15 protein-coding genes are annotated in these 19,704 nt (G+C 58.8%); 7 read left to right on the top strand and 8 right to left on the bottom strand.

Annotation, left to right across the window (positions count from 1 at the left end):
- Positions 1 to 5 precede the first annotated feature (5 nt).
- From pepT to pepN, 5 genes are all read right to left on the bottom strand, one after another.
- Positions 6 to 1,262 carry a peptidase T gene (pepT, locus tag ACR0ID_RS06300; RefSeq protein WP_480604424.1) on the bottom strand — a complete coding sequence of 419 codons (1,257 nt, stop codon included), beginning with the start codon at positions 1,260 to 1,262 and terminating at the stop codon, positions 6 to 8.
- Positions 1,263 to 1,409: 147 nt separating this feature from the next.
- Positions 1,410 to 2,921: an Asp-tRNA(Asn)/Glu-tRNA(Gln) amidotransferase subunit GatB gene (gene gatB, locus ACR0ID_RS06295; protein WP_480604422.1), complete on the bottom strand. Its 1,512-nt coding sequence runs from the start codon at positions 2,919 to 2,921 to the stop codon at positions 1,410 to 1,412.
- Positions 2,922 to 3,002: 81 nt separating this feature from the next.
- On the bottom strand, positions 3,003 to 4,262 hold the full coding sequence (locus ACR0ID_RS06290; protein WP_480604420.1) for a hypothetical protein: 1,260 nt from the start codon (positions 4,260 to 4,262) through the stop codon (positions 3,003 to 3,005).
- A 129-nt stretch (positions 4,263 to 4,391) separates the two neighbouring features.
- Entirely contained in the window at positions 4,392 to 4,820 is a 429-nt protein-coding gene (locus tag ACR0ID_RS06285; RefSeq protein ID WP_480604419.1) for a hypothetical protein, read from the bottom strand.
- Entirely contained in the window at positions 4,817 to 7,369 is a 2,553-nt protein-coding gene (pepN, locus tag ACR0ID_RS06280) for an aminopeptidase N (RefSeq protein WP_480604417.1), read from the bottom strand. The genes ACR0ID_RS06285 and pepN overlap by 4 nt, the downstream gene beginning before the upstream one ends.
- Before the next feature lie 207 nt (positions 7,370 to 7,576).
- Between pepN and ACR0ID_RS06275 the strand changes: the two genes are divergently transcribed.
- The 3 genes from ACR0ID_RS06275 (at position 7,577) to ACR0ID_RS06265 (ending at position 11,200) form a co-directional block, all read left to right on the top strand.
- Complete coding sequence (locus ACR0ID_RS06275; protein ID WP_480554093.1) at positions 7,577 to 9,712, top strand: malate synthase G; 2,136 nt, start codon at positions 7,577 to 7,579, stop codon at positions 9,710 to 9,712.
- A 59-nt stretch (positions 9,713 to 9,771) separates the two neighbouring features.
- Positions 9,772 to 10,197: a GlcG/HbpS family heme-binding protein gene (locus tag ACR0ID_RS06270; RefSeq protein WP_480604416.1), complete on the top strand. Its 426-nt coding sequence runs from the start codon at positions 9,772 to 9,774 to the stop codon at positions 10,195 to 10,197.
- Between the two features lie 223 nt (positions 10,198 to 10,420).
- Entirely contained in the window at positions 10,421 to 11,200 is a 780-nt protein-coding gene (locus ACR0ID_RS06265; RefSeq protein ID WP_480516334.1) for a gamma-glutamyl-gamma-aminobutyrate hydrolase family protein, read from the top strand.
- 59 nt (positions 11,201 to 11,259) lie between these two features.
- On the opposite strand, the gene ACR0ID_RS06260 is transcribed toward ACR0ID_RS06265, so the two are convergent.
- Complete coding sequence (locus tag ACR0ID_RS06260; protein ID WP_480604413.1) at positions 11,260 to 13,500, bottom strand: xanthine dehydrogenase family protein molybdopterin-binding subunit; 2,241 nt, start codon at positions 13,498 to 13,500, stop codon at positions 11,260 to 11,262.
- A 3-nt stretch (positions 13,501 to 13,503) separates the two neighbouring features.
- Positions 13,504 to 13,968: a (2Fe-2S)-binding protein gene (locus ACR0ID_RS06255; RefSeq protein ID WP_480476013.1), complete on the bottom strand. Its 465-nt coding sequence runs from the start codon at positions 13,966 to 13,968 to the stop codon at positions 13,504 to 13,506.
- Between the two features lie 99 nt (positions 13,969 to 14,067).
- On the opposite strand from ACR0ID_RS06255, the gene ACR0ID_RS06250 reads away from it, so the two are divergent.
- A complete protein-coding gene (locus ACR0ID_RS06250) occupies positions 14,068 to 14,646 on the top strand; it encodes a TetR/AcrR family transcriptional regulator (protein ID WP_480604411.1) in 579 nt (192 codons plus the stop codon).
- On the opposite strand, the gene kynU is transcribed toward ACR0ID_RS06250, so the two are convergent.
- The gene (gene kynU, locus ACR0ID_RS06245; RefSeq protein WP_480604409.1) at positions 14,639 to 15,832 is read right to left on the bottom strand and encodes a kynureninase; all 1,194 of its coding nucleotides are present in this window, start codon (positions 15,830 to 15,832) and stop codon (positions 14,639 to 14,641) included. The two genes, ACR0ID_RS06250 and kynU, sit on opposite strands and share 8 nt — an antisense overlap.
- A gap of 172 nt (positions 15,833 to 16,004) precedes the next feature.
- Here kynU and ACR0ID_RS06240 point away from each other — a divergent pair, with 172 nt between their 5' ends.
- The 3 genes from ACR0ID_RS06240 to ACR0ID_RS06230 all read left to right on the top strand — a co-directional run bounded on the left by ACR0ID_RS06240 (position 16,005) and on the right by ACR0ID_RS06230 (position 19,623).
- Positions 16,005 to 16,454: a methyltransferase family protein gene (locus ACR0ID_RS06240; protein WP_480516344.1), complete on the top strand. Its 450-nt coding sequence runs from the start codon at positions 16,005 to 16,007 to the stop codon at positions 16,452 to 16,454.
- 129 nt (positions 16,455 to 16,583) lie between these two features.
- On the top strand, positions 16,584 to 18,155 hold the full coding sequence (locus tag ACR0ID_RS06235; protein WP_480476021.1) for a Re/Si-specific NAD(P)(+) transhydrogenase subunit alpha: 1,572 nt from the start codon (positions 16,584 to 16,586) through the stop codon (positions 18,153 to 18,155).
- A 13-nt stretch (positions 18,156 to 18,168) separates the two neighbouring features.
- Positions 18,169 to 19,623 carry an NAD(P)(+) transhydrogenase (Re/Si-specific) subunit beta gene (locus tag ACR0ID_RS06230; RefSeq protein WP_480476023.1) on the top strand — a complete coding sequence of 485 codons (1,455 nt, stop codon included), beginning with the start codon at positions 18,169 to 18,171 and terminating at the stop codon, positions 19,621 to 19,623.
- The last annotated feature ends 81 nt before the right edge of the window (positions 19,624 to 19,704 follow it).

The raw sequence follows: 19,704 nt of genomic DNA, 5'->3' as shown, positions 1-19,704 counted from the left end.
GGTTTTCAGCCCTGATTATTGCCGTTAGCCTGTGCCGCCTTGGTCACAACCGACAGGCACAGCTCGGTCGCCACTGCCATGTCCTGCACCGAAATCCACTCCAGCGGCCCGTGAATGCACTGCATTCCGGTGAACAGGTTGGGGCAGGGGGTGCCGAACTCGGTCAGGCGCGACCCGTCGGTGCCGCCGCGGATCGGGACCGACAGCGGCTCGATCCCCAGCTCGCGGCAGGCGTCGCGCGCCAGATCAACCGGTGTCATGTCGTTTTCCAGCCAATAGCGCATGTTCCGGTATTGGTGGCTGATATCGCAGGTGATGGTCGCGCGCGGTTCCGTGGCCTGTACGGCCGCACAGACCTGCCGCACGATGTCACGTTGCGCCTCAAGGCCCTCCATCTCGAAATCGCGCAGGATCAGCTTGATTTCCATCTCGGACGACCCGCCGCTCATGTCGGTGACATGGATGAACCCGTCGCGGCCATCGGTTGTTTCGGGCGTCATGGTGGACTGCGGCAAGGTCTGCACGATCTTTGCCGCCAGATGGGCTGCGTTCACCATCTTGTCCTTGGCCAGTCCGGGGTGGATCGATACCCCCACGATCCGGATCACGGCGCGGTCGGCCGAGAAGCTCTCATATTCGATCTCGCCCACTTCGGCACCGTCCAGAGTATAGGCGAAATCCGCCCCCAGATCCTTGGGCAGCTGTTCGGTAACCCCGCGCCCGATCTCTTCATCCGGGGTAAAGGCAATGCGAACAGGGCCGTGCGGGATATCCGGGTTTTCGATCAGATGCCGCGCCATGGTCATCAGGATCGACACCCCGGCCTTGTCATCCGCGCCCAGCAGGGTGGTACCCGACGCCGTGATCAGATCATGTCCGATCTTCTCGGCCAGATAGGGGTTCTCGTCCGGGGACAACACCAAATCCGGGTCGTCCGGAAAGGAAACATCGCCACCGTTATATCCCTTGATCACCCGCGGCTTGACGCCTGTCGCATTGAACTGGGGGGCCGTATCCACATGCGCCAGAAAGCCTACCGTCGGGCCGGGCGCGGTGCCGGGGATGGTCGCGACGACCACGCTGTCACCCGTCAGTGTCACATCCTTTGCGCCGATCTCGGTCAGTTCCCGCTTCAGCAGGTTCAGCATGTCGAACTGTATTTGTGTGCTCGGCGTGGTCGCCGAGGTCTCGTCGCTCTGACTGTCGATCGCCGCGTAACGCACCAGCCGATCTTCGAGTTCCTGATCAAATCTGTTCTGCATGATACCTCACCTCTCTGGGTCGGAAGAAAGGGTGCAATCACAGGCGAAGTCAAGCCGATGAGCTGACCCCATTTCTTAAGAAATCGTGGAGATCTGATTGTACAAACCTGACAACTGCCACTGGCAGGCTTGTACAAATTGTAAGGTTCAGGAGCTCAGCTTCCTGCCGACCAAATCGTTAACGGCCTTCGGGTTGGCCTTGCCGCCGGTCGCTTTCATCACCTGACCCACGAACCAACCCGCCAGTTTCGGGTTCACCTTGGCCTTCTCGACCTGGGCCGGATTGGCCGCGATGATCTCGTCCAGTGCAGCCTCGATCGCGCCGGTGTCGGTGACCTGTTTCATTCCGCGATCCTCGATGATCTGCGCCGGATCACCGCCTTCGGTATAGACGATTTCAAACAGATCCTTGGCGATCTTGCCCGAGATAGCATCAGAGGAAATCAGGTCGATGATCTCACCCAGCTGCGCCGGAGAAACCGGCGACTCCGTGATGTCGTGGTCTTCTTTTTTCAGACGTCCGAACAGCTCGTTGATCACCCAGTTCGCGGCCAGTTTGCCATTGCGCCCCTGCGCGACCTCTTCGAAATAGGCCGCCGATTCCACTTCAGCAGTCAGCACTGAAGCGTCATAGTCGGTCAAGCCGAACTCACTGATAAAGCGCGCTTTTTTGTCGTCAGGCAGTTCTGGCAGATGGGCGGCGATATCGTCCACCCATGCCTGTTCGATCTCCAGCGGCAGCAGGTCGGGATCGGGGAAATAGCGGTAATCATGCGCTTCTTCCTTGGACCGCATCGACCGGGTTTCGCCCTTGTCCGGATCATACAGACGGGTTTCCTGCTCAACCTTGCCACCGGCTTCGACAATGGCGATCTGGCGGCGGGCCTCGACCTCAATGGCCTGCTGGATGAACCGCATCGAGTTCATGTTCTTGATCTCGCAACGGGTGCCCAGATGCGAAAAGTCCTGTGTTTCCTGATACTTCTCATACGCGCCCGGCAAACAGATCGAGACATTCACGTCCGCCCGCAGGTTGCCGTTCTGCATGTTGCCGTCGCAGGTGCCCAGATAGCGCATGATCTGGCGCAGTTTGGCGATATAGGCGGCGGCCTCTTCCGGCCCGCGAATATCAGGGCGGCTGACGATCTCCATCAGGCAGACACCGGTCCGGTTCAGGTCGACAAAGGACATGTGCGGGTCCATGTCGTGGATCGATTTGCCTGCGTCCTGCTCCATGTGGATACGTTCAATCCGCACCATGCGCGCAGTGCCGTCACCCATCTCGACCAGCACTTCGCCTTCGCCCACAATAGGATGATAAAGCTGGGAAATCTGGTAACCTTGCGGCAGGTCAGGATAGAAATAGTTCTTGCGGTCAAAGGCCGATTTCAGGTTGATATCCGCTTTCAGGCCCAGCCCGGTGCGCACCGCCTGTTCCACGCAGAACTCGTTGATCACCGGCAGCATCCCCGGCATTGCCGCATCCACGAAGGCCACGTTCGAGTTCGGCTCGGCCCCGAATTTGGTGGACGCGCCCGAGAACAGCTTGGCATTGGATGAGACCTGCGCATGCACCTCCATTCCGATCACCAGTTCCCAATCGTGCTTGGCCCCGGCAATGGTTTTGGGTTTGGGCATTTCGTGTGTCAGGTCGAGCATGGCGCGCCTCATTTCCGCAGAAGTCTAAGCCTGCGTATTAGGCCCGGCAGGGCCTAGGGGCAAGGGGGAATCCTGACGCGTTCAGTTCTTGGAAAACTGCAGACCAGACGGTGTGAAGGTTACATCCTTGCCGCTGCGCAGTTCATCCCGGAACAGATCCGAGATAGCGCGCAGCGCGTCGCGCTGACCGCGCGCAGCAAACCGCTCGGGCGAGTTGATGCGGACCGAGTTATTGAACCCGTTGGCGGCATGGGCCCAGATCAGGGGGTGAAGCTCGGTCAGGTGATCGCGGATCAGCCAGTTTGCGGTGTCGCGCATCTGGGCGCGGACATTGTCTGCTTTTTCGTTCAGCCCGTGACCATTCTGAATGGTGATTGCACAATAGGCCGACAACATATTGATCATCTGCTGATCAGGGCGCAGACCGACGATATCGCGCAATCCTTCAAGGAAATATTCGACATCGACCTGTGCGCAGGCCTCTTCGTCCAAAGCGATGGCATCGAATTGCACCCACGTATATCCACCTGCGCCCCAGATATCCTGTGTCCGGACGGCATTGCGCAGTGCCTGTAATTCCAGTTCTGCGTAGCTGCCGAACCACCGGGGCAAAAGATGGCTGCCCATCGCGCGCATGTGACGCTGATTGTGCGGGTCCAGTGTGATCAGGTGCTCGTACTCATCGGCAACGCGGGCGTTTGACTTGCGCTGCCCGGCCAACAGGGCACAACCGGCGGCCGCAATCAGAGGGCTGTCCGGCGCATCCGCCTTGCACTTGGGCAGGATCGCAGCGGCCCGGTCGAAATGAGCGGCACAGCGCGAGCGGTGCAAGGGCGGCAAGGCCGTGTCCGTGGCGTTCCCGCGCCAGGCCCAGGCCAGATCGATATGGGCCAGCGCCACAACGGCAGCGATCATCGGATCACCAGGATTGTCAGACAACTCGCCTTCCAGTTCCGAAATACCACCCAGCAAATCGTAATCAGATATGGCCTTGCCGTCCGACAGCGCATGTTCCGCAGCCAGAATCACGTCAGATCTGGCCCCGAACGCCAAAAGATCGGCAATCGGCATACCATCCGATACGGCGGCACGATCCTGATCCGCTGCACGCATTTCTTCGGACAACTCGGTCCAGCGGTCCTGTCTGGCCAGATAGCGCCCATGTTCGATTGTAGAATGTCCAATCAGATTGTCGCAATTCGATGTCGCCACAGGAATGTTGAGCTGCCCATGTTCAGGCAGGGCAGCGGCCAGCGCAGATTTCGTTGCGCACAGATCTTCTGAGGCGTCCGTGGGATTGGATATGGGCTGGGCAAACAACGCCCTTAACGACCGAAACATGGTAAAACTCAAAACTGTAAAAACACTTAACTGAGTCTGAAGTCTGGCGAGGTATCAGGCTCAATTCAAGTGATTTGCTCAATAAACTTTGTTTTTTGTGTCCAATGCGTCCGTAGATCACGCAGTGTTTCAGAAAACAGTGAAATGATGACGGTTTACGCGAAAACCTGCCTGTTTCAGAATGGCTTCCAGATCCCGATGCGGAGGCAGAGACTCATCTGGCAGCCGGATTCGTTTCCCGGATTTCAGGACGATGGATACGCGAACGGAAAAGTCCCACCGGGTGTCAAATTGGAAATTGTCGATATCCCGCATTGGGATGTCGCCCTTACGATTACCCGTGAACCAGCACACTGCATCCGCGTCCAGCTGCACCCCGGCGCTGGTGTTCTGGATCACGTCCCATAGCGCTGGGAGGGTGGCCAGAGACAGCAAGCCAACAACCCACCAAGCCGCGTCGAACAGGATGACCAGAGCCAGCAGGGTCGCGTAGATGCTTGCCTGAATGACCAGTGTTCGCGTGTTCCGGTTGCGACGGGTGAAGCTGTAGGGTGTCATGCGCCGAGGATGCGGGATACCATTTCCGTTGTGTCGCGCGACAGGTTCGGAGTTTCCGCAATGCGGGACAATTGTGCGCGCATCAGGTCCTGACGCCCGGCGTCGTACCGTTTCCAGATCTGGAAGGCAGAACACATCCGTGCCGTGGTTTGCGGGTTCACAGGATCAAGGCGGATCAGCCAATCGGCCAGCAGGCTGTACCCGGCACCATCCGGTTGGTGGAACCCTGCGTGGTTCATCGCCAGCGCGCCCATAACAGCGCGGAACCGGTTCGGGTTCTTCCAGTTGAAGTCGGGATGCCAGGTCAATGCCTTCGCTGCTTCCGGTGTCGCCTCGGGTGCGGCCATTGTCACCTGCAAGCCAAACCATTTGTCCATGACCAGCCGGTCATGCTGCCATTGGTCATAGAAGGCGGTCAGTTGGGCCTCGCCCTTGCGGGCGCGCAGCAGGCAGGACAGGGCTGTCAGTTGCAGGGTCATGTTATCCGCTTTGGCATACACAGCGGTCGCCATCGCCCCTCCGTCCAGACGAGAAGTCAGCGCCAGTGCCGCGCTGCCAAGGGCGCGCTTGCCGGATTGCTCGGCATCCGGGCTGTAGGGGCCATCCACCAACGCCTCGCTGTGCAGACGGGGCAGCAGATCCTGCACGTGCTGTGCCGTGGCCTGCCGCAGCGTTTCGACCGCCGACCAGATTGCCATCGGATCGGGCGTCTTGCCGCGTTCATGCAAGGCCGCAGCCAGTTCGGATTGCGTCGGCAGCCCAAGCATCAAGGCGCGATAGGCCGGGTCCAGCGTGTCGTCACGCAGCACAGCCAATAGCCCGTCAAGGTAATTGGCGTCCGGGGTTGCCTCATCCAAGATCATCCGCAGCAAGGTGTCTTGCGCCAGCGATCTACCAGCCTGCCAGCGGTTGAACGGATCTGTGTCATAGGCCAGCAGAAACGCGCGTTCGGCGTTTGAATGATCGTGTTCCAGAATGACCGGTGCCGAGAAATCGCGCAGGATCGAAGCTGTGGGCCTTGTCGCAAGCCCGGTGAACTGAAAACTCTGCTCGGCCTCTGTCAGTTCCAGCACTTCTGTCGTGCGGACCTCATCCCCGTTTGGCCCCAGCAGGCCAACAGCGACCGGGATCACCTGGGGCAGTTTCTCTGCCTGACCCGGTGTGGGATCGGTGCGCTGTTTCAGCGTCAGGGTATAGGTCCCGTCGGCCCAATCTTCAGATACGGTCAAACGCGGCGTGCCCGACTGGCTGTACCAGCGTTTGAACTGGGTCAGGTCGCGGCCTGTGGTGTCCTCGAACACCTTTAGCCAATCCTCGATCGTGCAGGCCTGCCCGTCATGACGGTCAAAATAGAGGTCCAGCGCCTTTGCATAGGCCTCATCCCCGACCAGCCGTTTCAACATGCCGATCACTTCGGCACCTTTTTCGTAAACGGTGGCCGTGTAGAAATTGTTGATCTCCTGAAAGCTTTCGGGCCGGACCGGGTGCGAGAGCGGGCCGTTATCCTCGGGGAATTGCCGCGCCCGCAGGTCGATGGCGTCGTGAATGCGTTTCACAGGGCCCGAGCGCATGTCGGATGTGAATTGTGCATCGCGGAAGACGGTCAGACCTTCTTTCAGACACAGCTGGAACCAGTCGCGGCAGGTGATGCGGTTGCCCGTCCAGTTGTGAAAATACTCATGCGCGATGATCGCCTCGATCCGTTCGAAATTGGCATCGGTCGAGGTTTCAGGACTGGCCAGAACAGCCGAAGAGTTAAAGATGTTCAGCCCCTTGTTTTCCATCGCACCCATGTTGAAGTCATCGACGGCGACGATGTTGAAGACGTCCAGATCGTATTCCCGGCCATAGACATCTTCGTCCCATTTCATGGACTTCTTCAGCGCCTCCATACCGAAGGCGCACTTGCCTTCATCCCCCGGACGCACCCACAGGTTCAACTCAACATCCTGGCCTGATCTGGTGGTGAACCGATCGGGATGGGCCACAAGTTCCCCAGCGACAAGCGCAAACAGATAGGCAGGCTTGGGCCACGGGTCGGTCCATTCGGCCCATCCTTCGCCCTTGCCCGAGGGGTTGCCGTTCGACAGAAGAACCGGCAGGTCGCCATTGATACGCACGGTAAAGGTGGACATGACATCGGGGCGATCCGGGTAATATGTGATCTTGCGGAAACCCTCCGCCTCGCACTGGGTGCAATACATGCCGTTCGACATATAAAGCCCCTCCAACGCCGTGTTGTTGCCCGGATCGATCTCAACTTCGGCTTCCCAGATGAACGGAGCGTCGGGGACATCGGCGGTCAGGCCCTTGTCCGTGACGTCAGGCGAAACTTCGGTTCCGTTAATGGAGGCGCGGATCAGGTTCAGATCCTCGCCATGCAGGAAAAAGGTGCGGTCGGAGGCGTCGGGGTTTGGACGAAACGCGATACGCGACGTGACCCGTGTTGCATGTGCAGACAGATCGAAGGTCAGGTGCACGCTGTCCAGCAGATAACCAAATGGAGTGTAGTCTTTCAGGAAGATCGTGGTGGGGGCAGCGTCGCGCATGGGGGCCTCGCATCGGTTCGTGTCTGGCGCGACGTTAGGGGCATCGTTCCAGAGCTGCAACTGGCCCCCGCCATTCCCTTGTTGTTTTTGAAACAGCTTCCGTTCGATCCGAATAACCCTAACGCAAAGTCGAAAGTTGCCTATCGGAAACTTTCGGCCTAAGTCACTTACGCATACAATGGCACACAATCGCAGGAGAGCAGGAAGATGAGTGGCAGACAAACCCTGAGCGGGCTGCAGATCGATCCAATACTGGCAGAGTTTATCGAGACGCGGGCATTGCCGGGTACGGGTGTGTCGGCGCAGGATTTCTGGGCGGGTCTGGCACGATTGGTTTCTGAACTGGGGCCGAAAAACCGCGCGCTTCTGGCCAAGCGGGCCGAAATACAAGGGCGCCTCGATGGCTGGCATATTGCGCGCAAGGGTCAGAGCATTGATCCCACTGACTATCAGGCTTTTCTAAAGGAAATCGGTTATCTGGTCGAGGAAGGCGACGGGTTTCAAATCGACACGACGCATGTCGACCCCGAGATCGCGCTGACACCGGGGCCGCAGCTTGTTGTGCCGATCACCAACGCACGCTTTGCGCTGAACGCGGCGAATGCGAGATGGGGCAGCTTGTATGATGCGCTTTATGGCACCGATGCGATAGGCGATCTGCCAACAGGCGGTGGGTATGATGCGGCGCGCGGTGCACGGGTGATTGCATGGGCGAAAGCCTTTCTGGATGACGCTGTACCTCTGGCTGGTGGGTCTTGGGCCGACGTGTCGGGACTGCATGTCGAAGAAGGTGCTCTTTCCCCGGCACTGGCAAACCCCGATCAATTTGTTGGTTTCGGTGGCGCGGCAGACAAGCCGGCTTTTGTGCTTCTGAAAAACAATGGCCTGCATATTCAGATCATGATCGATCCGACTGGAGCCATCGGCGCCTCTGATCCCGCAGGTATAGCAGACGTCCGGCTGGAATCCGCTCTTTCAACGATTATGGACTGTGAAGACTCGGTCGCTTGTGTTGATGCGGCGGATAAGGTCGTTGCCTATGGCAACTGGCTGGGCCTGATGAAGGGTGATCTGACCGAAGACGTCACCAAGGGCGACACCACGTTTACCCGCAAGCTGGCAGAGGATCTGACTTTCACCACACCGACAGGTGAGCAGGCGACCCTGAAAGGCCGGTCGCTGATGCTGGTGCGGAATGTCGGCCACCTGATGACGAACCCGGCCGTTCTGGACGCCGAAGGGCGCGAGATTGGCGAAGGGTTGATGGACGCACTCTGCACCACTCTGATCGCAATGCATGACCTGCAACGGGATGGGGGGAACTCGGTCGAAGGGTCGGTTTATGTTGTGAAGCCCAAGATGCACGGGCCGGAAGAGGTTGCCTTTGCGGTCGAGATTTTCGACATGGTCGAAGACATTCTGGGTCTGCCGCGCAACACCGTAAAGCTGGGGATCATGGATGAGGAGCGCCGCACGTCGGTAAACCTGAAAGAGTGCATTCGCGCCGCGAAATCGCGCGTCGCCTTTATCAACACCGGTTTCCTGGACCGGACGGGGGATGAGATTCATACCTCGATGGAGGCCGGGCCGATGCTGCCCAAGGGCGACATCAAGAACACGCCCTGGATTGCGTCTTATGAAGACCGCAATGTCGATATCGGTTTGGCCTGTGGCCTGAAAGGCAAGGCGCAGATTGGCAAAGGCATGTGGGCGATGCCGGACCGGATGGGCGACATGCTTGAGGCCAAGATCGGTCACCCGCTGGCTGGTGCGACCTGCGCCTGGGTGCCGTCGCCCACAGCTGCGACGCTGCACGCCACACATTACCACAAGGTCAACGTACTGGCCCGTCAGGACGAGATCGCAATGGCGGGTGCCCGAGGAACACTTGACGATTTGCTGACCATTCCCCTGCTGGGGGGGCGCAATCTTGGCGACGCGGAAATCTCGCGCGAGGTCGAGAATAATGCACAAGGCATTCTGGGCTATGTCGTGCGTTGGGTCGATCAGGGCGTGGGATGTTCCAAAGTCCCCGACATCAATGACATCGGGTTGATGGAAGACCGTGCGACCTGCCGAATTTCGTCTCAGGCACTGGCCAACTGGTTGCATCATGGCATTGTCGACGAGGCACAGGTGATGGCTGCGATGCAGAAAATGGCGGCTGTCGTGGATCGCCAGAATGCAAGTGATCCGGGTTATGTCCCGATGGCGCCGGGCTTTAACGGAATCGCTTTTCAGGCGGCTTGTGACCTTGTGTTCAAAGGTCGTGTGCAGCCCTCGGGCTACACCGAGCCGGTCCTGCACGCGCGCCGTCTGGAATTGAAGGCGGCCACAGCGTAAAACGAAGGGGGCGATCCGCCCCCCTTTTCTTCTTTCGACATGCAGACACAGGAATGCACATGGAAGTTTCCCTTCGCAAAGCCCGTACCATTATCCGCAAAGCACTTGAGAAAGGCCGCGAGATGGAGCTGAAGCCACTTTCAGTGGTTGTTCTGGACGCAGGCGGCCACGTCATCGCGTTCGAGCGCGAGGATGATGCCGCACCGGGCCGCTTTGCGATTGCGCATGGCAAGGCATATGGCTCTGTCATGCTGGGTATAGCGGGCACGGCACAGATGCAACGGGCCGAGGCGCAAGCCTACTTCATGGCGGCGGTAAACGGTGTGTATGGCGGGCAGGTCGTGCCAGTTCCGGGCGGGGTCTTGCTGCGGGGGCGAAAGGGGGACGTAATTGGTGCCGTTGGGGTTACCGGCGACACGTCTGAAAACGACGCTGCCGTTGCGATGGCGGGAATTGAGGCCGCCGGGTTGGACGGAGAGATATAGATCCGACCATAGAGAGCAGCTCCGTCAAAGTAATGACTTGGCGCATGTTCCCAACTTGAAGTTTGGTGCTGGGAAAACGTGCCGAGACTGGACTAAATGTCGGGAGAAAATTTGTGCACCCCTGAACACGTCCCTGCGCTGTCACGCAGGAGGTGTATTCTTGCACGACTGTGAAGCTGCGGTTAGCTTCCTTTCCAAGGGGATGAATAACAAGGAAAGCGGAATGTCTCGACCCGTTGTTGGTATTATCGGCAACTCATACCTCATGAACGATCAATACCCGACCCATGCAGGGGGGACGATGAACTCTGACGCTGTGGCGAACGTATCGGGATGTTTGCCGCTGCTGATCCCCGCCGATCCCCGATATGTATCGGTTGAGGAGTTGCTGGAGGTTTGCGACGGGTTCCTTCTGACCGGCGGCCGCCCCAATGTGCATCCCGAAGAATATGGTGAACCTGCAACCGAGGCGCATGGAGAGTTTGACCGCGCGCGTGACGCAATCACCTTGCCGCTGGTTCGGGCCTGTGTGGACCGGGGTCAGCCGTTTCTGGGCATTTGCCGCGGATTTCAAGAGGTCAACGTGGCCATGGGCGGAACGCTCTATCCGGAAATTCGCGATTTGCCGGGGCGGATGAACCACCGGATGCCGCCCGATGGTACACTTGAGGAAAAATTTGCACTGCGCCATGTTGTGAAACTGACCAAAAATGGTGTGTTCCACGACTTGTTTGGTGCGCAGGAGGTCATGACCAACACGCTGCACGGGCAGGGGATCAAGTGCATCGGACAGCGTGTGGTGATCGATGGGCATGCGCCGGACGGAACGCCCGAGGCAATTTATGTCAAGGATGCGCCCGGTTTCACGCTGTCCGTGCAATGGCATCCCGAATGGGATGCGATCAACGACCCGGTTTCACGCCCCTTGTTCGAAGCCTTCGGCATGGCTGTGCGGGGATGGGCGGCGGGGATTGCCTGTCAGGCAGTTCAGAAATCAGCCTGACTTGGGCACCGGACCGTGCGGGTGCGCGACGGGCCGGTGAAGGGGAAGGTAAATGGCAATCAGACCAGCAGGTTGAACTGATTGACCAGCGGCAGGCTGCGCGCACGTTTGCCGGTCAGATCAAACAGAGCGTTGCCCAGTGCGGGCATCGAGGGGGGCGTGCCGGGCTCACCAGCGCCGCCCATATGGCGATTGGTTTCCAGAACGCGCACCTCGACTTGTGGCGCAGTATGCATACGAAGGGCGTCATAGTCGGGGAAGTTGAACTGCTCGACTTCCCCGCCGGCAAAGGTGATCGCGCCGAAACATGCGGCAGACAGGCCATACATCATGCCGCCAAACATCTGCGCCTTGACGTTTTCCGGGTCCAGCGCCAGCCCCATGTCGCAGGCGATCCAGGCCTTGTGAATGCGGATGGCACCGTCTTCGTCGACAACTTCGATAACCTGAGCCACCGGCGTGCCGAAGCTGTAGGTGAAGGCTACGCCACGGCCTACGCCGTCAGGTGTTTTCCCGGTCCAGTTGGACATTTCCTTGACCGCTTCCAGACATCCGGCAGACGGGGCGTGTTCGGTTCTCATTAGCTCTAGCCGGAAGTCCAGCGGGTCGCGCCCTGCGGCATGGGCCAATTCGTCCATGAAGGTCTCGTGGAAAAAGCCGTTGTGGCTGTTGCCGACCGAACGCCAGAAGCCTACCGGGACAGCCAGATCAGCGACGTGGCCGCTCATCCGGTAGTTTGGCACGGCGTAAGGTTGGTTGAAGAACCCTTCGACCAGCACTTTGTCGGGTCCGCCTCCAGGGAAGCCGGTGTAACGCTCGACCGCCTGTTGCGTGCAGGACTGTGCCGCAACCTTGCCGTCAATGAGAACGGCTTTGCCGTCCTGAACAGCGCCGCGCATCCGGGCGAGGGCGCCGGGGCGGAAGTAGTCGTGACGCATGTCTTCTTCGCGGCTCCAGGTTGTCTGGACCGGTATGCCAGGCACGGCCATCGCGACCTTGGTGGCGATTTCCCCAAAATCCAGCTCACCCCGGCGGCCAAACCCACCCCCCAGATAGGTGGTGTGAATCTGAACAGCCTCAGTGTCCAGATTTGCGGTATTCGCAGCGCGAAACCGGATCAGCGTTGGGGCCTGATTGCCGCACCACAGCTCCAGAGCATCTCCGGTATAGAGCGCGGTGGCATTCATCGGCTCCATCGTGGCGTGCGCCAGATAGGGCACTTGGTATTCGGCAGTGATCTCGGTCGCGCCATCCGGCGTCATGCTGACATCGCCATCGTCGCGCATAGTCGAGTTCGGCGCGTCGTCAAACGCCTCGGCAATCTTTGAGAAAATGCCGTCCGTATCAGGTGGATATGGCGCATCGCCCCAGTCGATCTCAACAGCCTCAACCGCCTGGTTGGCCAGCCATGTGTTGTTCGCGATCACGGCAACACCAGTGCCCAGATCAACAACCTTCTCGACCCCGGGCATGGAGATTGCAGCACTGTCGTCAAAGCTGTTCATCGCGCCACCCAGTTTGGGGTTCATGCGCACGGCAGCAAATTTCATACCGGGCAGGCGAACATCGATGCCAAACTCGGCAGTGCCTGTCACTTTGCCCATCATGTCCAGTCGCGGTTGTGTCCGGCCCAGATAACGCCATTGGGACGGGTCTCGCAAAGGTACCTCGACGGGTTCCAGTCCGGACGCTTCCACTGCAAGATCGGTATAAGCGATCTTGTCACCGTTCGGGGCGATGACATGGCCTGAAGCTGTTTTCAGGTCTGAGGGCGCGACCCCCAACCGATCAGCGGCGGCGCGTTTCAGCGTTTCACGGGCCGAAGCGCCGGCTTGCCGCATCCTCTCGAACCCGTCCTTCATCGAGGTTGAGCCGCCTGTGACTTGCAGGCTTAGGGCCTTGCCAAGAACACCCAGTGCTTCACCTAAGTTGTGCTGGAAGTCCGAGATGTCGTAGCCCTTGTTTGGCAGTCCCTCGCCCATCATGGCTGAGTTGTAATAGGCGGTTGCTGCCGGACCGTGCAGGACGGTGATTTGATCCAGATCGACATCCAGTTCTTCGGCGATCAGCGCGGCCCACGTGGTTTTCACGCCCTGTCCCATCTCGGCACGGGGCGCGAACAGGGTGACGCCATTCTGATCGATCAGCACGAAGGGGTTCAGTGTCGCTTCACCTTCTTTCGGTTTCAGCGGGTTGGGGGCAGGGCGGGTGACATAATACGCGCCAAAGGCGACGCCGCCAACAATTGCGGCTGAGCCGATCAGGAACGTACGGCGGAAAATTTTGCCAACAGAAGCCATCTCTTATGCCTCCTTCAACTTGGATGCTGCGTCGTGGATCGCGGCCCGGATGCGGGGGTAGGTGCCACAGCGGCACAGGTTTCCCTGCATCGCCTCATCGATCTCTGCGTCCGTGGGCGCAGGGTTTTCCGCAAGCAGGGCAGCGGCCTGCATGATCTGGCCCGACTGGCAATAGCCACATTGCGCCACCTGATGATCAGCCCAAGAATGCTGGATCGTAGCCAGCGCTTCTGGCGTGCCGACGCCTTCGATTGTGGTCACCTCGCCCCAGACATCCGACAGCGCCACCTGGCATGAGCGTACGGCCTCGCCATCGATATGAACCGTACAGGCCCCGCAAGCGGCGACGCCACAGCCGAACTTGGTGCCGGTCAGGCCAACCTCATCCCTCAGAACCCAAAGCAGGGGGACATCATCCGGCAGGTCGATCTGATGGGGAGTTCCGTTAATCTTCAGGGCCGTCGCCATGGCGCACCTTTTTGTATCTGTGGAAGGCGATGACATAATGGTTGTAAAGTGTCAGTCTGTCAATTGACAAATTAAACAAAGAATGTCAGAGATTTTCTTATGAAAGATACGAGTGACGAATCCCGGCAGAAAACGATCCTAGCATCTGCTTTTCAGGCCTTTTCTGCATACGGGTTCCGCAAGACCTCGATGGATGACATTGCGCGCGGTGCAGGGATGTCGCGGCCAGCGGTCTATCTGTATTTCAGGAACAAGGAAGCGATCGTTCGCAAGCTGACCGAACGGCATTACGAGGAAAAGACCGTAGCGGTGGCCGAGGCGTTCAACGGCGAAGGCTCGGTTTCGGACATTGCCAGGAAGGCGATCCATGCCCAGACCGAGGGTATGGCTGCGATTTTGGCGTCGCCGCATGGGATTGAGATGCTGGACACAACCAAATCCATGGCCATCGATATTGTCGAGCGGGGCGAAGGGGAACTTGCCGCGCTTTATGCCGAATGGCTGAGGCGAGAGCAGGATGCTGGCCGCGTTCGCCTGTTTGACACGCCTGAAGAGACGGCGAAAACACTTACGGTCACGCTGAAGGGGATCAAGCTGACCGCGTCAGACGCCGAGGAATTTGAAAGGCGCACCAAACAGCTGGCTGCCCTGATCGGAGCTGGACTGGAAATCAGGTAACGCGCTGCCGGGTTTTGTACTCTGGCGTGTCCCAAAGCTTGTTCTGCATGACATCCGCCAGAATCCCGACTGCACGCTCGACATCGCTTTCATCGATATACAGCGGCGTGAAACCAAACCGCATTGTGTCAGGTGCGCGGAAATCTCCGACGACACCACGCGCGATCAGTGCTTGCATCGCGGCGTAGCCTTCCCTGAAGCGGAATGAAACCTGACTGCCACGCTGCTCGGGAACACGCGGACTGTCCAATTGCAAGTCGGGGCAGGTCGCCTCGACCCGACGGATGAAAAGCTCGGTCAATTCAATGGATTTGGCGCGCACATCCGCCATGTCGGCCATATCCCAGATATCCATGGCCGCCGAAAGTGCGGTCATTTGGATGATCGGAGGTGTTCCAACGCGCATACGCTCAATCCCGCTTCCGGGCCGATAGTCCAGGTCAAAGGCAAAGGGCGCTTCGTGCCCCAGCCAGCCGGACAGGGCCGGGCGCACACTATCTGCCAGTCGGGGCGCAACATAAATGAAAGCGGGCGCACCGGGGCCGCCATTGAGGTATTTATAACTGCACCCGACTGCGAAATCGGCATTGCACCCTGCAAGGTCAACGGGGATAGCACCTGCGGAATGCGCCAGATCCCAAACCGTCACGACACCATTGGCATGGGCCAGTTCCGTCAGCGCTTTCATGTCGTGCATCCGGCCCGTACGGTAATCCACTTCGGTCAGCATCAGGACCGCGACCTCTTCGGTGATTTCATCTGCGACGCCCTGCGGGTCGACGACGCGCAGTTCGTATGCGCCCGCAAGGGATCGCAGCAGGCCATCGACCATGTACAGGTCTGACGGAAAGTTCCCATTGTCGGAAAGCACAACCTTGCGGGTCGGGTTCAGATCAAGGGCAGAGGACACGGCCTGATAAACCTTGATCGACAGGGTGTCGCCGGTCACGACGCTGCCCGGCTCGGCACCGATAAGGCGGCCAATTCGATCTCCAAGCCCAGTGGGAAGGCCCATCCAACCGGCCTTGTTCCAGCCGGTGATCAGCATTTGCCCCCATTCCTCGGTCAGCATGTTCTGCACACGAGACGCAGCCGTTTTAGGCAGCGGACCCAACGAGTTGCCGTCCAGATAAATCACGCCCTCGGGCAGGTCGAACATGGCTTTGGTTGCTGCAAAATCGGTCATGAAGGCTCACTCACTTGTGTGGTCGTCTTTTGTTGCATTTGGGGTAGCCGATCCTGACATGTCTGTCTATCGATGCGACATACTGGTCTTTTGCCAATCTGGCCGAAAAACGGTAGGACGTCGGTCAGAAGCGACATATACCCGACACTGTCGTCGCTCATGAGGGCTTGGAATGCGCTGGATAGATGTACCGCCGGTTTGGTTGATCGCTTTCGCGGCGCTGGCATGGGCGCAAGCCAGATACATGGCGCTGGGTCTGTCTCTTGAGAGTGGCCTGACCGACCTTCTCAGCGGAGTTCTAATCGGCGGCGGCCTTCTGATGGCCGTTCTAGCCATTGTCGAGTTTCGCCGCCACAAAACAACCGTCATTCCCCATGAGACACCGACCGCGATGGTGCAAACGGGCATCTACAAACGCAGTCGAAACCCGATCTACGTCGGTGACGTTCTGATTCTTGCGGGTTTGATCCTGCGGTTTGACGCCGTGTTGTCACTGGTTTTGGTTCCAGTCTTCGTCTGGGTGCTGGAGCGCCGGTTTATCCTGCCGGAAGAAGACCGCCTGCGCCGGCAGTTCCGCACGGATTTCGCACGCTATGAACGCAAGACGCGGCGTTGGATCTAAGGTGGCTGATTTCGTGATGTCACGTAAAAAATGCTGCACTTGCGAAATAATGTTGCGCAGGATACATCTTTGCTTAACAAAGAATACCGACCACCCGCTCGGACAGAGTAAAAATTAGGGGGACTGCCAGTGAAGATAGGCACGCCAAAGGAAATACTGGACGGTGAGAACCGGGTTGCAATGACGCCCGACTCGGCCGTGCAATTGCAGAAACTGGGCTATGAGTGCCTGATCGAGAAAGGCGCGGGCGCGGCTGCCGGTTTTTCGGATGCCGCATACGAGGCCGTAGGCGTTGAGGTGGTCAAGACCGCAGCGTCGCTGTGGAAGACCGCGGATATCATTGCCAAGGTTCGGATCCCGACTGAGGCCGAACTGAAACGGTTGACCAAGGGCAAGACCCTGATTTCGTTCTTCAATCCTGCGGGCAACGAAGAAGGAATGGAGCTGGCCAAATCCAAGGGCGCCAACGTGATCGCCATGGAGATGGTGCCACGCATCTCGCGCGCGCAGAAGATGGACGCGCTGTCGTCGATGGCAAATATCGCGGGCTATCGCGCCGTGATCGAGGCAGGCAACAACTTTGGCCGTTTCTTCACCGGTCAGGTGACCGCCGCCGGTAAAGTTCCTCCTGCCAAGGTGCTGATCGTTGGGGCCGGTGTGGCCGGTCTGGCCGCAATCGGGACGTCTACGTCGCTGGGCGCGATCACCTACGCGTTCGACGTGCGCCCTGAAGTGGCCGAACAGGTCGAATCGATGGGGGCGGAGTTCGTCTATCTGGACTTCGAAGAAGAGCAGCAGGATGGCGCGGCCACAGGCGGTTATGCCTCGGTCCAGTCGGAAGAATTCCGCAACGCCCAGCTGGCCAAGTTCCGCGAACTTGCGCCCGAGATGGACATCGTGATCACCACCGCCCTGATCCCCAACCGTCCGGCGCCCAAGCTGTGGCTGGAGGATATGGTCAAGGCGATGAAGCCGGGTTCGGTCATTATCGACCTTGCAGCCGAGCGTGGCGGCAACGTCGAAGGCACTGTGCCGGATGAGAAAGTTGTAACCGATAATGGCGTGACCATAATCGGTTATACAGACTTCCCCAGCCGGATGGCGGCACAATCCTCGTCGCTTTATGCAACCAACATCCGTCACATGATGACTGACCTGACGCCCGAGAAGGACGGTCAGATCAATCACAACATGGAAGATGACGTGATCCGCGGCGCAACCGTGACCCATGCGGGTGAGATCACCTTCCCGCCGCCACCGCCCAAGATTCAGGCGATTGCGGCGCAGAAAAAGCCCGAGGTCAAGGAACTGACCCCGGAAGAGAAAAAGGCGCAGGAGATTGCGGCCTTCAAGGCGCAGACCAAGCAGCAGTTCACCCTTTTGGGTGTTGGCGGCGCGCTGATGCTGCTGGTAGGGCTGGTTGCTCCGGCCAGCTTCATGCAGCATTTCATCGTCTTCGTGCTGGCCATTTTCGTGGGCTTCCAGGTGATCTGGAATGTCTCGCACAGCCTGCACACGCCGCTGATGGCGATCACCAACGCGATCTCGTCGATCATTATCGTTGGGGCATTGATGCAGATCGGATCGGGGTCGTTCCTGGTCATTCTGCTGGCGGCGCTGTCCGTCTTCATGGCCGGGATCAACATTTTCGGCGGCTTCCTCGTAACCCGGCGCATGCTCGCCATGTTCCAGAAATCTTAAGGAGGCCGGGCACATGGAATTTGGCTTCACCACTGCCGCCTACGTCGTTGCGGCTGTTCTGTTCATCCTTTCCCTTGGCGGGTTGTCAAACCAGGAAAGCGCAAAGCGCGCGGTCTGGTACGGTATCGTCGGTATGGCGCTGGCGGTCTTTGCCACACTGGTTGGCCCCGGTTCTGGCCTGTGGCTGCTGTCGATCCTGCTGATCATTGGCGGCGGTCTGATCGGTCAATACGTGGCGCAGCGCGTCCAGATGACCGAGATGCCGCAGCTGGTGGCCGCGATGCATTCACTCGTCGGTCTGGCCGCTGTGTTTGTGGGTTTCAATGCACATTTTGAAATCGGCAACGTGGCACAGGTCATGGCGATTGCGGATACGGCGAAAGAGGCGGATCTGCATGATCTGGGCACCTTTGCCAAACTGATCGCCAAGAAGACACCGGCCGAGCTGGCAATCCTGCATGTGGAACTGTTCCTGGGCATCTTTATCGGTGCGATCACCTTTACCGGTTCGGTCGTGGCCTATGGCAAGTTGGCGGGCAAAGTGACCTCGGCGGCGACAAAGCTGCCCGGTGGTCATGCGCTGAACGCGGCGGCAGCGGGCCTCTCGCTGATCTGTCTGATCTGGTACACCGCGTCTGGCGGGCTGTTGCCGCTGATCCTGATGACATTGGCGGCGCTGTTCATCGGTTATCATCTGATCATGGGCATTGGTGGCGCGGACATGCCGGTGGTTGTGTCGATGCTGAACAGCTATTCGGGCTGGGCCGCGGCGGCGATTGGTTTCTCGCTGGGCAATGACCTGCTGATCGTGGTCGGTGCGCTGGTGGGCTCAAGCGGTGCGATCCTGTCCTACATCATGTGCAAGGCGATGAACCGTCACTTTGTCAGCGTGATCCTGGGCGGCTTTGGTGGCCCGCAGGGTGAACAGATGGCTGTTGAGGGAGAGCAGGTGGCTATTGAGGCTGATGGCGTGGCTGCAGCCCTGAACGATGCCGACAGTGTAATCATCATTCCCGGCTACGGGATGGCGGTTGCGCAGGCACAGCAATCGGTCAGTGAACTGGTTCGTAAGCTTCGCGCCAAAGGTAAAGAGGTGCGTTTCGCGATCCACCCGGTCGCGGGTCGTTTGCCGGGCCATATGAACGTGCTGCTGGCCGAGGCGAAGGTGCCCTATGATATCGTTCTGGAAATGGACGAGATCAATGATGACTTCCCGGACACGGATGTGGCCATCGTTATCGGCTCGAACGACATCGTGAACCCTGCGGCGCAGGAAGATCCCAACAGTCCCATTGCCGGTATGCCAGTTCTGGAATGCTGGAAGGCCAAGCAGGTCTTCGTGTCCAAACGCGGTCAGGGTACGGGGTATTCGGGTATCGAAAACCCGCTGTTCTTCAAGGAAAATACCCGCATGTTCTATGGCGACGCCAAAGCGTCGCTGGACAAGCTGCTGCCGATGATCGAGTGATTAACCGGTTTGATCCATTTGCAAAGGGCGCCTTTGGGCGCCCTTTTCTTTTTTTTGTTTTATTGGGGGCTTTGCCCCCAA

It is taken from the genome of Ruegeria sp. AL2, assembly GCF_056540845.1.
The sequence above is the reverse complement of the archived record's forward strand: the minus strand, read 5'-3'. Positions and strand labels throughout refer to the sequence as shown.